Here is a 13100-nt window from a genome sequence, read left to right as displayed (position 1 = left end):
GGCTTTCAGGCCGCCAGCTCCCACAGAAAGGCAGATACCCTGCGTCGGCCAAATCGACACCCTGGCAGGCACCTTAGCTACCTGAACCAGCGCCATCGACAACGCGCCATCACCTCGCCCAACGCCTCCACGCTGATCGTTCGGCGCTCAGGATCCATCGCCAACGCCAAGCGCAGCGCCGGCCAGCACGCTGCCGGCAACTGCCGGGGACGCTGCAGTCGGTCAGTGGTGCCACGCTCACCCAAGCGCCTGCCATGGGCCAACTCATAGATCACACACGCCACCGCATACAGGTCAGCACTCGCCGTCAGCACACCGCCCGCCAACAACTCCGGCGCCGCATACGCCGGTGTCCAGGCGCTGAACCGGTCACGACTCACACTCGCCAGCCCCGCCATCGCCTCTGCCGTCGCCTGCCCCAGGCCGAAATCGAACAAACGAATACCGTCGTCACCCAGCATGATGTTCACCGGTTTTACATCACCATGCAGTACACCCTGGCGATGCACATGCGCCACAGCATCCAGCAGCTGCACGGCCAGTGGCTGCAGCTCACGCCAGGGCAAGCCATCGGGACACTCCAGCAGCAGCCGGTCCAGGGTCATGCCGTGCATCAACTCCATGGTGAAAAAAGCTATCTGGCTGCTGATATCCACCTCAAACGCAAACATGCGCACCACACGCTCATGCTGCAGGCTGCGGGTCAGGGCAAACTCGCTGTAGAGCAGCACATGTGCATCGGGCGCCAGGCGGAGATTCTCGCCAAGCACCTTGATTGCCACACTCGAGCAGGGCTCGCCAAACTGCTCATGCAGCAGGTCGCGCGCCCGGTAGACCACGCCCATGCCGCCCGAACCCAACACGCGCTCAAGGTGATAACGCCCCGCCAGCAAGGTGGGCATGCCAGGTGCCGTGGTCATGCGCGCACCGCCACGGCCGTCAGGTCATCCCGCGCCGGGCCGCGTAGCGCCGCCGTGAACAGCCGTGCCACCACCTGTTGCGGTGTACCGCTGTCCATGGCGTTGCCCAGCTCGGCGTGTGTCATCGCCTGGTACACACCGTCACTGCACAGCACAAACACATCGCCTGGCTGCGCGCCCAACTCCAGCACCTCGAGTTTGAGCGGGTGCCGCGCGCCTACGGCGCGGGTCAACGCCCTGGCGTCGGGATGCGCCTGGGCCTGTGCCAGGCTCAATCGCTGCTCATCCATCAATTGGCGCAGCAGTGAGTGATCGCGCGACAGCTGATACAACCGCCCGCCTCGCCACAGGTAACAACGACTGTCGCCCGCCCAGATACACGCTGCCCGCCGGCCCTCCAGCAGCAGGACCACCACGGTACTGCCCATTCTGTCGTCGCGACCTTTGGCCGGCGGTGAGGCGTTATCCCCCCAACTTTGATTGAGCCGTTGCAGGCATCGCCGCACCGCATCGATGCGCTGATCGAACGTACCCTGGGCCGGCAACGCGGCAAGGCTGTCGACCACCCCTTGGCTGGCCCTGTGTCCGGCGCGGTGGCCGCCCATGCCATCGGCGACCGCCCAGCAACCTTGTTGGGGGCAGTCGAGGAACGCATCTTCGTTGCGCGGCCGGGCCTTGCCACGTTGGCTGCGTGCCGCGCTGTTTGCGGCGGCTTGCGGCGCGGTCACAGTCGCTCCGGCAAACGGAACGTGCGCCACGTGTCCATCTGAAACGGGCTGGGTGTGCGCTGGCTGACCAACAGGTAATTGGCACGCAAACCGGCAAGATCGGCCTTGAGTAGCTGCGCATCGCGCCCACTGGCAGGCTCGTTGTGCAGCAGGTCAAAAAAGCGAAACAACGACCAGGCCCCGCTGTTCTTCTCGATGCCCAATGGCCGCTGTGCGCCGCGCTCCAAGACCAGGCTGCTGCGACCATTTTCCACTTCGCTGGGCCACTGGAACGTCACAGGCACGATCGGCCCATGGCGGTACTCCAGTTGCTGACCGCCAAAGCTCAACACCGCGCGGCTGACCGCCTGGTCCAGGCTATAAGGCGCCAACGTAAATCGAACCGCCAACTCGCCGGGGTCGCCCCCGAAAAAACCACGGCGGATGGTCTGCGCTTTGCCGAGCTGCTCCAGCAACGCGCGCGACATTGGCAGGCTCTGGCCTTCCAGGCCGCGCAAGCGATATCGCCCGCCGTCGGCGCTGATAAACGGGCGCAGGTAATTGTCATGGAACCTTGCCAGCACGCCCTGGGGTTTGAAGAACTCCTCGAAATCGCCCAAAGCCACGTCGCTGCCGGCATGGGCATTGAACGGGTAACGCTGGCGGATAGCCCTGGCATACAGGCTATACACCTCGCTCTGATAGCGTTGGTTCACATGCGTATAGGCCTCATCGAACAAATGCCGCCAACTGTCGTCGGCAAGGCCCTCGACCCAGCCTTTGAGCGGCAGCGGCAAACGTGCGGCACTGTCACGTAACTGTCCCAACCCGGGTTGTTGCCCTTCCATACGCCGTTTCACCATCTGGAAAGCCGCCTGCTCCGGCGCCCCTTCGCGGTTCAGCGCCGCCAGTTGCAGGTGCACAGCATCAAGCTGGCGCAATGCCTGGGTCAGTTGTTCGCCCGGGTTTTGCTGCTCATCAAGCAGTTGATGCAAAGGCTCGAAACGGCGTTGCAAGGCGCGTCTTGCAGCATCATCGCCTGTGGGCTTGGGCAAAACACCTGCGCGTACACGGGCAGCCATCGACTGAGCGATAGCCGCCACGTCGCCGGCCTCGTGGGGCACCGCTGCCATCGGGTCATCGGTGGATAGCAAACGGGTATTTTCACGCACCTGCTGTAACAGCAACACCAGCGGTGACTGCGCCGAGGTCAGGCGCGCCAGTTGTTCGGCGTCCTCACGCAGGTTGTCGGTTTCGCGTAATCGGACCTGGCCCAGGGCCTGGCTCCACGCATCGGCGTACTCACTGAAGTAGCGCTGTTGCAGCTCGACGATCAACCGGCGCAATTCCATCGCACTGAGGTCAGTCGCCTGCCCCAGCACCCAATTGTCCAGGACAATCGCGTTAACCAGTCGCGGGCCTTGCTGGTCGAAATACTGCACGTAGCGCTTGCTGTAAAACCCCGCAATCGGTTGATCCAGCGCCGTGAACACAGTGCCGTCCGTGAGGCGGCTGGGTTCCAGCGTGTGCGATTGCTCGCGCAGTACGCGATACACCACGTCTGCCAGCGACTCTCCGCGCAACACCTGGCGAGCCTGGGCGACCAGCTCATCATTGAGTGGCGCGGCAAAGGGTTGTTCAAGCAGCCGGGCAAAGTGCTCACTCAGGCGCGCCTGCGTCGCAGCCTCACCGGCAAAGCGCTCGGACCACCGGTTGGCCACGCGCTCCGCCAGCCACCCGGCGTCACGTCGCTCGCGCAGATTGAGCATCAGGTAGGCGCGCAGGTTATCCAGTAACCGTTCGCGATCCCCAAGGCTCGACCGCACCTGTTCTTCGAGCAGCGAAGCGACTTGCGCAACCATTTGCTGCAGGGCGTCGTTATAAGCACTGACTAACGGCGGTCGGCTCACTTCGCCCTGAAACAGTCCGGCTCTCTCCAGCACGCCGGCCTCTGACACCGGCGGAAACACCCGCGTCGCCGCCAGGCGATTGTCCAGCAACGTCAGTAACGCCAAAGTCTGGTCCGCATCGGCCGGGGCCGACGTCTCCACCTGACCTAACTGCGCCAACTGCTCCAGGCGTTGGTGGTTGATCCCATAGCTGTGCATCCAGAGCATGCCCGCCGCTCCGATGACCAACGCGACGGCGCTCGCCCATCCCGCCTGCTGCCAACGGATGCGTCGATGCTCCTCGGTGTGCAACCCCGCAAGATCGGCCTCGGCGAAAATCACCTGGTTGAAAAGACCTTGCACAAAGCGTTCGTGCCGCTCACCCGCACTGGTCAGATAGAAACCTCGCAACCCCTGGATGCGCTGGTTGCGATGGGCGCAGAACGCCACTTCGATAAACAGGCACAAACGCTCACCGATGCGTGCCACCTGGGGCACGAAATCCAGCATCCGGCCACGGCGCTCGACATTGCGCTCCTGGTGCAGGCGCTGCACCAGTTCACCACTCACGCGCTGCAGCAACGCCTCGAACGCCTGGCGTACCTGCGCCATGGGCACGCCCGTGGGGCCGCCAGTGATCAGCTCACCGAGTACGCCCTCTGCGGCGCTGTCGTGCGGTGTATCAAAAAACGCGCTAAAACCCGGGATGTGGTCAGCGTGGGTCAGCACCAGATAAACCGGAATATCGATATGCAGCGTTTGCTGGATATCTTGTAACCGGGAATGCACATGCCGTGCATGGCGCTCCAGATCATGCTCATTGCTGCCCAACAAGGTGTCCATCGACAACGTCACCACCACGCCATTGAGCGGGCGGACCCGGCGCCTGGACTTGAGCAGCCCGAGTAACGTCGACCAACCTGCGGCATCGACCGCGCGGTCGGGTTGGTCCAGGTAGCGCCCGGCACTCTCCATCAGGACGCCCTGATCGGCGAAGTACCAGTCACAGTAGGCGCTGGCCCCGGATGATGCGGTTTGAACGTGATCCGGCGGGCGCTGCAAGCCGTTGGCCGCCAGTAAAGCGCTCTTGCCGCTGCCTCGCTGTCCGATCAACAAGTACCAGGGCAGCTCATTGCGTGAGCGCAGGCTGCGCCCGACATATTGGCGAGTTGTTTTCAAGGTATGCAGCGCCTCCTTGAAACGTCCGCGCACCTGTTTGCGCTCATCCTCTACCAGCCCAGGGTGCTGACGGCCGGCCTGGGCTTCCTCGATCCGGGACCGCACGCTGCGGCGTGTTCCCATAACAGCCATCGCCAGGCCCCATAGCAGAAACAGCGTGCTGATGGTCACAAGGCGAGCCGTAGCGCCCTGCCAGAACCGATGGTCATCCACCGCCAGCAGAGGGCCGAAAAACCACACCAGGCAGGCGCTGCAAAGCACCAGCAACAAGCTCCATACCCAAACGATGCGCAGCAGGGTGCACGCGCCCTTGAAGAAAGCGTTCATTCAATGTTCCCAGCGTTACAAGGGCGTCGGAGTCAGTTCCGGCGCCGAAGATTGAAAGGGTTGCAGTGCATGGGCTCGCTCCTGCCCCAATACCCAGGCAGTTGCCGAATACATCGCCAGCAAAGCGATCAAGCCCAACGCCACATACCAGGTTGCGGAAAGCGTGCGCAGCCGCTTGCGGCGTGCCTGCTGCGGTCGGGAGGCACAGGCAGACACAGAAACCGGGGCGCCACGCACATGCCTTATCTGGCGATACAGCGCGTCACGTACGCCCTCAAGCTCGGTCACACCGCGCTCCATGACCCTGTATTTGCCTTCAAACCCCATCGACAGGCACAGGTACATCAGCTCCAGCATGGCCAAGTGTTTTACCGGGTCGCGAGACAGTCGCTCCAACAGCTGGAAAAACTTTTCTCCGCCAAAGGTTTCGTTGTGAAAACGGCTGAGCAGACTGATCTTCGACCAGTCGCTGCGGCTCCCCCACGCGGTGGTCACTACCGCTTCATCAACGACGCTGCACAGCACATAGCGAGCAGCAATCACCTGAGCGCTTTCCATGCCGTCATGCTGGGCGCGGACCTCAAAGCGTGTGAGGCTCGCGGCCAGGCGGTCGTTGAGCGTCTGCAGGTTCTCCCGGCCGCTGCTGAGTTTGAGTTCAAGCACCTCGGACATCAGTTCCCAGGCCGCTGTCACCAGCGGGTTAAGGCCCACGTTGAAACGTTGCGCGCCCTGTACAGCGGCGGCGTAGACCATGCGGTCTTCCAACTGCTCAAAACGCGGTGGTGAGACGAAGTCCGTCACCGGCCCCTGTGCCGGGCCGTGGCCGTTACGGTCCAGCAAGACGGTTTTCTCATCCAGCGGGTATTCACTGTCCATGTTCATGCTGTTCAATTCCTGATAGCCCAGAAGGTCAGTTCCAACTCGCTGAACTCGCCGCCGACATGGAACGCAAAACCACCCGATTGCTCCAGTTGCGCGATATCACGGCCACTGAGCTCGAGCATGAAATAGGTTTTACCGGCATGAAACGGGATCTGGCGTGGCGCTACCGGCAGCGGTTTGACCTTGATGCCCGCCAGGTGCAGGTTGACCAGTTCACGGATGCGCTCTACGGGGCCGACCTTGAGATGGGCCGGCAAACGATGGCGCAGTTCTTCCGAATCGCATTGAGCTGCGACCGCCAGGATGAATGTCGCGCTGCCCAGCAGCTTGAGATCGGCTACCGGGCAAACCATCACCCCATACTGGCGCTGTTGCAGCACCAGCTCCAGGGCATGCTGCTCAAAGACCATCGACAGCAGCGTGCGCAACCCCGCCATCAACCCACGAAAACTCGCGCCCTGGTCGCCATGGAGGTAGCGCACCTGCTGGGTGGCACGTTTGCTGTCGCTGGCAAACGTCGCCAGTTCGCCCAGTATCGACAGCATCTCGCGGAACAACGCCTCAGAACGCACTTGCGGCTGAGCCAGGTAATGACGCAACACCGGCTCGGCCCGATTGATCAGTTGCAGCATCAGAAAGTCGGCAATCTGCGCCCCCGCCGTGGCGCCACTGCCGCCAATCCGCTCAGCAATCGCATCTCCCCGGCTGGCCAGCAGGCTGATCACTTCTTTGAGGCAGGACGAAACAAACCCCGAGCCCTGCACATAAATAAACGTCGGGGCAAAATCAGGCTCCATCCGCAGCCCCTCTTGCGCAGAGCATTCCAGCACCTGGGCAATCTTCAGCTTCACGTAGGCCTCATCACCCGGCTGCTCACCCAGCAACAGGCGCAAATCCGGGCGTGCGCAACTGATCTGGCAACGCGCGTCCCGGCCCGCATTGGAGTCCGCCACTTCAACGTCACAGGCGATGTAGCGCGCCAACACATCCGGCGACTCCTGCGTGCGGGTTTCAACCTGATTGCCGGTCGCCATCGGCAACGCCAGGTACACCGATTGCCTGCCCGCGTTGGCCGGCACCTCCAGTACCAGTGGCGCCATGGCGGTGGTCAACTCGAACAGACTGCCGTCCGGCAATACGCCACTGGCTTGATTGACCACCAACTTGCCCAGGCCCAGGTACTGCAGGTCGATGTCCAGGTTCAGGAAACCCCAGGCATCACTGCCCAGCAAACGGGTTCGGTTGAGCTGCTGCTGGTAATAACGGTCGTTGTGTTGCAAGTGCTGGGGGCGCAGCAACATCCCTTCCTGCCAGATGACTTTATGAACCTGCATCTCAATTCTCCAAGGCGCTGACGAGCGGGTCGCCAGCACGGATGCCCGCCTGGTCAAGCACCAGGTGCGCTCGCGTCACTTGCTGTGGTGCCAGCGGCAGCACCCAACGCCATTGCACATGGGGCAAATCACGGTACGCCGCGATGATGCCCACGTAGCGGCTTTGCGGTTCACTCCTGAGCTTGAGAGCCACCTGCTCGCCGGGGCGCAACTCCAGTTCCTCGCTGCTCACCCAGTCTTTGGGCAGTGCCTGCTCGGCATGTCCATACAGCGTGAAAAAATCCGCGTTTTCGAATGCCACTGGATGCTTGAGCTCGAACAGCTGCACCACCACCGGAGAGGGGCGCCCATGCAGGTCGGGGTTCACTTCGTCACTGGCGGCCAGCGTCAGGTCGAGCTTGGTCACTGTGGAAAAGGGTGACAGGCTGCTGCACCCGCCCAGCAGCATCAATACGACCAAAAGAGGTAGGGCAACACGGGTCATGGGCATCCTCCTGGCGGTGTGGCAAACAGCGCTGAAGCCAGGCGTACCTGCTCCTCATAGGCCTTGGCAAAATCGCCGCGCAACGGGCCCGTGTTCAATGCATCTGCTTCGACCAAGCGGTGATAGTGGCGCTGGTAGGCCCGCCAATGCGCCCTGTCGGCAAAGAACCTTGGCACCTTGTCATCGCGCGCAAAACCGGCCTGCAAATGGCCGGGGGCAAACGTCGCCAGCGAGTTGCGCAGCGCCGTGCGGCACGCAACGAGCAGCGCGACCTGATGCACTTGCATTTGCCGGTACACCTGCGTAATGGCCGCTTCGGCGCTGGGTTGCGCCAACTCCCCCATGCCCAGCAGCGACGCCAACACAGAATCCATGCCCAGGTTGTCTTTCAACGCGTTCGGACGTTTGATCAAGGTGCTCGCGTCCAGGCTCAATTCGTTGTGCAGTTCGTCGTGAGTGCGCAGGTTCTGTTGCAACCCATCAATTGCGTGCCTGAGTAAACCCGCAGCCTTAATCGCCAACGCCTCGCGGCCAGCGCAATCGAGCGCCTGCACACTAACCCCCAACGCCGTGGCGAACTGGGCCCAGAACCCTTCGTCGGCCACGGGCGCCTGCAAGTCAGGCAATACTGGCTCGACCCTGTCTCCCGGAGCGTCTGCCTGTACAGGTAAGGCCAGGTAATCGCGCTCAACACAGTCACCCGACATCCAGGCACTCGGTGCCTCTTGTACATCGTTCAAGGCGTCCAGCTCGCACGGCGGCGCCTCGTGCATCGACTGGCGATCCCATTCATGCACGGGGTCCAGGCCCAGATAAGCATCCTCGGGTATCACCCCGCCCGCGGTGGATAATGGCTGGCGATGCGATGCCACGCGCTCAATCAACCGCGCACGGACAGCAAATGGCCCCAACTGGAAAACATCACCCTCCACGATCAGCCGCGCCTGGCCCTTTTGCAGCGACTTGCCACTGCCCACCTCACGGATACCGTTACTGCTGATATCCGTCAGGAAGTAACGCGCGTCACGGTAAGCGATCAACCCGTGGTGACTGGAAAGCAAGCGACTGGGGTCAGGAATAATCCAGTCGCAACCGGCTCCACGACCGACCACGCCGCCCATTCCATCGAACACCTTGCGCGGCGGCGGCTCACCGCCCCCACCCTCACACACCTCAAGCACTAATTGCATGAAAGGCTCCATTTCATTGGCCGCGACGGGTCGCTTGGGGGTCACCCAAAGGACGATAGTCAGCGTCATCAAACACGTAATTGGCGCTGCAGCCGCTCAGCAAACACAACACAAGCATCACGGCTCGCCATGGACGATCAGGCATCGGGGTTCTCCCAGGTAGACAAGACAAACAGGTGAGCGCAGCGCCCATGAGCACGCCAGCGTGAATATGCCATTCAACATTCCCCTCGAGACGCGCCCATGGGGATATTCAACCGCGCAAGCCGGTACAACAGCGTGCGACGCGCGACCCCAAGCTCACGCGCCGTGCGTGTTCGATTGCCACGGTTCTTGTGCAGGCAATCGATCAGAAAGACCCGCTCCACCCGCTCCAGGCGCTGACGCAGGGTTGCCTCGACGGCCGCACCTGCGGGCGCCGCTGACAGCGACAGGTGCGCAGGTAAAATCACCCCGTCATCACACAGCAGCACCGCCCGTTCGACCAGGCATTTGAGCTCACGCACATTGCCTGGGAAGGCGCGGCCGGAGAGCTGATCAAGCGCTGCGCTGGACCAGCTGACCAGCGGTTTTTCGAGTGCCGCGCAGACCTTTTCGGCAAAGTGCCGGGCAAGCAGCAGCACATCGCCGTCGCGCTCACGCAATGCCGGTAACTGGATAGGGAACTGCGCCAATCGGTAATAGAGGTCTTCGCGAAACGTCCCCTGGCCGACCATTGCCAGCAGGTCGCGATGGGTGGCGGCGATGATTCGCACATCGACCTTGTGAGCGGTATTGGCGCCCAGCGGGCGCACTTCACCTTCTTGTAGCACCCTCAGCAGCTTTGCCTGCAGGGAGAGTGGCATATCACCAATCTCATCCAGCAGCAGTGTGCCGCCATCGGCTGCGTCAAACAGCCCGGCATAGTTACGCTCCGCACCGGTGAACGCGCCCTTGCGGTAGCCGAACAGCTCACTCTCCAGCAAGCCCTCAGGGAAGGCTGCGCAGTTTTGCACCACAAACGCTCGCGTGCTACGCGGGCCGGCGGCGTGAATCGCACGCGCCACCACCTCCTTGCCCGTGCCGGTTTCACCGTGCAACAGCACGGTAAACGGGGCCTGTACAACCTTGCCGATCAGGCGGCAAGTGGCCTCCATCGCGGTGCTGTTGCCGATCAAGCCATAGGCACTGGCCACGGGTGTATTGCACGGGGGAACAAGCATGACTTGCCTGGGCTGGGCAAGCCGCAACAGGCTTGATTGGCCCAGGGCAAAGCTGCCCAATTGGCCCAACGAAGCGGCGTAGCCATGCAATTGCGCAGGGCGCAGGCTGGCGCAAAGCAGAACGCCGCACACCGCCTTGCTCCGATTAAACAAGGGCAGGCATGTCAGCGAGTGCCAAGGCAGCGCCGCCAAGGGCAGAAAACCGCTGTCATAGGCGCTGTTGCACAGTTCATCAATGGTCAGTTCCCGCCCCTGATCAAGGACGTAGTGCAATAACTGCTGGTGCTGAACATCTATGCTTGCGGCCCGCTGGCCTGCGAGTTCCCCGTCGGGAAAATACTGAGCGATCAGCCCCAGCTGGGTGGTGGTTTCATCCCGCGCATACAGTTGGCACAGGTCGCACTGGCTCAACTGCGCAGCGGCCGTGACGCAAAGGTCCGCCAACTTCGATTCCTCGCGCTCGAAGCCCAGGCGGGTAAACCAGCCCAGCAGTTGGTCGGCGTAGGCCAGCGAATCAGGCAATGGCTTGAATGGGCTGTGCGTCATAGGCTGAACTCACACACTGGCACACCGCTGCCATCCAGCGTCGCGTGGGTGGCCAAGAGGGATTCGCCAACGGCCATCGCACCGAGCAGACGATCAACGATCGGCGGCAGCAGGTGGGACTCGATCCACTGGTCGATATAACGCGCGCCACTGTCCTGGTGCATACAACGCTCGACCATGTGCGTGACCAGTTCGGTGCTGTAGCTGAACAGCAGTTCGCGCGCGTGCAACCTTTGGCCAAGGCGCGCCAGCTTGAGCCTTGCCACGTCCTGCAAGCGTTCGCCTGCGAGCGGGTAATACGGCACGACACGCATGCGGGCCAGCAGAGCCGGCTTGAAGTGAGCGCGCAATACCGGGCGAATCACTTCCTCCAGGGCCGCTGCGTCGGGGCGCCTACCATCGGCGCACAGTGCGCTGATGCAGTCGCTGCCCAGGTTGGACGTCATCAGGATCAACGTATTACGAAAGTCAATTTCGCGGCCTTCACCGTCATTGGCCAGGCCCTTGTCAAAGACCTGGTAGAACAGGTTCAGCACCTCAGGGTCGGCCTTCTCGATTTCATCGAGCAACACCACCGAATAAGGTCGCTGGCGTACGGCCTCCGTCAGCACCCCGCCCTCGCCGTACCCAATGTAACCGGGAGGTGCTCCGATCAATCGGGACAGCGAGTGTTGCTCCTGGTACTCCGACATATTCAGTGTGATCACAAACCGCTCACCGCCGTACAGCAAGTCCGCCAGCGCCAGCGCCGTCTCGGTCTTGCCGACCCCGCTTGGGCCGGCGAGCAAAAATACGCCCACCGGCGCCTCAGGATTATTGAGGCCCGCAGCCACCGCTCGCAGGTTACGATCCAACGCCTGCACCGCCGGTTCCTGCCCAATAATGCGCTCGCGCAGGGCGTCGGCAAAACCCAGGACGCGCTCACTGTGCTCCAAGGCCAGTTGCTCAACCGGGATGCCGGTCCAGCCGCTGATTACCTGGGCGACTACCCGTGGGCATACTTCATGGCTGGCTTGCTGCTGTTCACGCTGCATCCAGTGCTGCTCGGTTTGCTGGCGCTCAAGCTCCAGAGCATCCAGCCGCCGGGCCAGTGCCTGCAATGCCGGTTGGTCAACGAGCAAGCCGGCTTCAACATCGCGCTCAAGCGCCACACGCTGGCGATTGCCCTCAGCCCATTCAGCGCACAGCTGTTGCAACGCCTCAGGCGCCGCCGTCAGGCGTATACGCACTTGCGCACAGGCGGTATCGAGTACGTCGACGGCTTTGTCCGGCAACTGTCGCCCTGCCAGGTAACGAGCGCTCAGCTGCGCTGCCGCCACCACCGCATCGTCACGTATATAGACGCCATGGCTGGCTTCATACACCGGCACCAACCCGCGTAAAATGGAGACCGCCGCCGCCACACTCGGCTCGCCGACTTTTACCGGCTGGAAGCGCCGTGCCAACGCCGGGTCTTTTTCGATGTATTTTTTGTACTCGGACCAGGTCGTGGCGGCGATGGTGCGCAATTGACCACGCGCCAGGGCGGGCTTGAGCAAGTTGGCGGCATCGCCTCCACCCACCTGCCCGCCGGACCCCACCAGGGTATGCGCCTCGTCAATAAACAGGATCACGGCCTCTGGTGAGGCGTTAACCTCGTCGATCACACCTTTGAGCCGCCGTTCGAACTCGCCCTTGATACTGGCGCCAGCCTGCAACAAACCCATGTCCAAGGTCAGTATGCGTACGCCCTTGAGTGGCTCGGGCACCTGTGAGGCAACTACTCGCAATGCGAGCCCTTCAACGATGGCGGTCTTGCCCACGCCCGCGTCTCCCACCAGAATCGGGTTGTTCTTGCGCCGCCGCACAAGGATATCGATCAATTGACGGATCTCCGGGTCACGACACAGGACCGGGTCGATCCGCCCTTCACGAGCCTGATGCGTGAGGTCATGGGTATAGCGCTCCAGCAGTGATTCGCCTTGTCGCAGCGGCGCGGTTTCGCAGCCCCGGCTCAACAAAAAATCACGCACGCGTTGCGCGTCCAAGCGGCTCAAGAGCTGCTGATAAGCACTGCCCGCGTGTTGCAGCGGATGACGCAGAAGTGCCAGCAATAAAGCACCGGCGCCGACCTCAACCTGCCCCAACTCCAGGTGGGCAACCATTAACGCTTGTTGCAACCATTGCACGAGTGCCGGGGCAAACACCGGGCTGCGCGATGCACTTTGTTCGCCTTTAAGCAGTAACAGGGCCTGAAGCTCACCTGGAGCAATTTCGGCATCCGCCAGCGCCTTTACCAAAAGCCCCTCGGCATGTTCCAGCAGCGTCAGCAGCAGGTCCTCAACCAACACTTCCTTGCCGCCACGCGTTACACAACGCTCGGCGGACCGCGCCAGGTCAACGCGCGTCTGAGGCGTCAAGGTCCGGATCAGTTGTTGCAGGTCTACATTCATCATAATCA

At 62.2% G+C, this 13100-nt stretch carries 10 protein-coding genes; all 10 read right to left on the bottom strand.

What is annotated here, in order from left to right; all coding sequences use genetic code 11:
- Nucleotides 1–77 precede the first annotated feature (77 nt).
- Nucleotides 78–920 (bottom strand): serine/threonine-protein kinase, encoded by an 843-nt coding sequence (locus ASE80_RS12850; RefSeq protein WP_056859236.1) that lies wholly within the window; start codon nucleotides 918–920, stop codon nucleotides 78–80.
- The gene (locus ASE80_RS12845; RefSeq protein WP_056859235.1) at nucleotides 917–1648 is read right to left on the bottom strand and encodes a PP2C family protein-serine/threonine phosphatase; all 732 of its coding nucleotides are present in this window, start codon (nucleotides 1646–1648) and stop codon (nucleotides 917–919) included. The genes ASE80_RS12850 and ASE80_RS12845 overlap by 4 nt, the downstream gene beginning before the upstream one ends.
- A complete protein-coding gene (gene tssM / locus ASE80_RS12840) occupies nucleotides 1645–5022 on the bottom strand; it encodes a type VI secretion system membrane subunit TssM (RefSeq protein WP_056859234.1) in 3378 nt (1125 codons plus the stop codon). The genes ASE80_RS12845 and tssM overlap by 4 nt, the downstream gene beginning before the upstream one ends.
- Before the next feature lie 15 nt (nucleotides 5023–5037).
- Nucleotides 5038–5904 carry a type IVB secretion system protein IcmH/DotU gene (gene icmH, locus ASE80_RS12835; protein WP_177336518.1) on the bottom strand — a complete coding sequence of 289 codons (867 nt, stop codon included), beginning with the start codon at nucleotides 5902–5904 and terminating at the stop codon, nucleotides 5038–5040.
- Between the two features lie 5 nt (nucleotides 5905–5909).
- Nucleotides 5910–7238, bottom strand: a complete 1329-nt coding sequence (gene tssK / locus ASE80_RS12830; RefSeq protein ID WP_056859233.1) for a type VI secretion system baseplate subunit TssK — start codon at nucleotides 7236–7238, stop codon at nucleotides 5910–5912.
- A 1-nt stretch (nucleotide 7239) separates the two neighbouring features.
- Nucleotides 7240–7722 (bottom strand): type VI secretion system lipoprotein TssJ, encoded by a 483-nt coding sequence (tssJ, locus tag ASE80_RS12825; RefSeq protein ID WP_056859232.1) that lies wholly within the window; start codon nucleotides 7720–7722, stop codon nucleotides 7240–7242.
- Nucleotides 7719–8912: a type VI secretion system-associated FHA domain protein TagH gene (gene tagH, locus ASE80_RS12820; RefSeq protein ID WP_056859231.1), complete on the bottom strand. Its 1194-nt coding sequence runs from the start codon at nucleotides 8910–8912 to the stop codon at nucleotides 7719–7721. The genes tssJ and tagH overlap by 4 nt, the downstream gene beginning before the upstream one ends.
- Nucleotides 8913–8925: 13 nt before the next feature.
- The gene (locus ASE80_RS31405) at nucleotides 8926–9057 is read right to left on the bottom strand and encodes a hypothetical protein (protein ID WP_056859230.1); all 132 of its coding nucleotides are present in this window, start codon (nucleotides 9055–9057) and stop codon (nucleotides 8926–8928) included.
- A 73-nt stretch (nucleotides 9058–9130) separates the two neighbouring features.
- Nucleotides 9131–10660: a sigma-54 interaction domain-containing protein gene (locus ASE80_RS12810; protein ID WP_056859229.1), complete on the bottom strand. Its 1530-nt coding sequence runs from the start codon at nucleotides 10658–10660 to the stop codon at nucleotides 9131–9133.
- Nucleotides 10657–13095, bottom strand: a complete 2439-nt coding sequence (locus ASE80_RS12805; RefSeq protein WP_056859310.1) for an AAA family ATPase — start codon at nucleotides 13093–13095, stop codon at nucleotides 10657–10659. The genes ASE80_RS12810 and ASE80_RS12805 overlap by 4 nt, the downstream gene beginning before the upstream one ends.
- Between the last annotated feature and the right edge of the window lie 5 nt (nucleotides 13096–13100).

The organism is Pseudomonas sp. Leaf15 (assembly GCF_001421425.1).
In the GTDB taxonomy this organism is placed as follows: Bacteria; Pseudomonadota; Gammaproteobacteria; order Pseudomonadales; family Pseudomonadaceae; genus Aquipseudomonas; species Aquipseudomonas salomonii.
This window is presented reverse-complemented; position numbering and strand designations above follow the sequence as displayed.

Bases quoted from the DNA above. Each gene is read 5' to 3' on its own strand.
- ASE80_RS12850 (WP_056859236.1), bottom strand. From the start codon at position 920: ATGACCACGGCACCTGGCATGCCCACCTTGCTGGCGGGGCGTTATCAC.
- tssM (WP_056859234.1), bottom strand. From the start codon at position 5,022: ATGAACGCTTTCTTCAAGGGCGCGTGCACCCTGCTGCGCATCGTTTGG.
- icmH (WP_177336518.1), bottom strand. From the start codon at position 5,904: ATGAACATGGACAGTGAATACCCGCTGGATGAGAAAACCGTCTTGCTG.
- tssK (WP_056859233.1), bottom strand. From the start codon at position 7,238: ATGCAGGTTCATAAAGTCATCTGGCAGGAAGGGATGTTGCTGCGCCCC.
- tssJ (WP_056859232.1), bottom strand. From the start codon at position 7,722: ATGACCCGTGTTGCCCTACCTCTTTTGGTCGTATTGATGCTGCTGGGC.
- tagH (WP_056859231.1), bottom strand. From the start codon at position 8,912: ATGCAATTAGTGCTTGAGGTGTGTGAGGGTGGGGGCGGTGAGCCGCCG.
- ASE80_RS31405 (WP_056859230.1), bottom strand. From the start codon at position 9,057: ATGCCTGATCGTCCATGGCGAGCCGTGATGCTTGTGTTGTGTTTGCTG.
- ASE80_RS12810 (WP_056859229.1), bottom strand. From the start codon at position 10,660: ATGACGCACAGCCCATTCAAGCCATTGCCTGATTCGCTGGCCTACGCC.
- ASE80_RS12805 (WP_056859310.1), bottom strand. From the start codon at position 13,095: ATGATGAATGTAGACCTGCAACAACTGATCCGGACCTTGACGCCTCAG.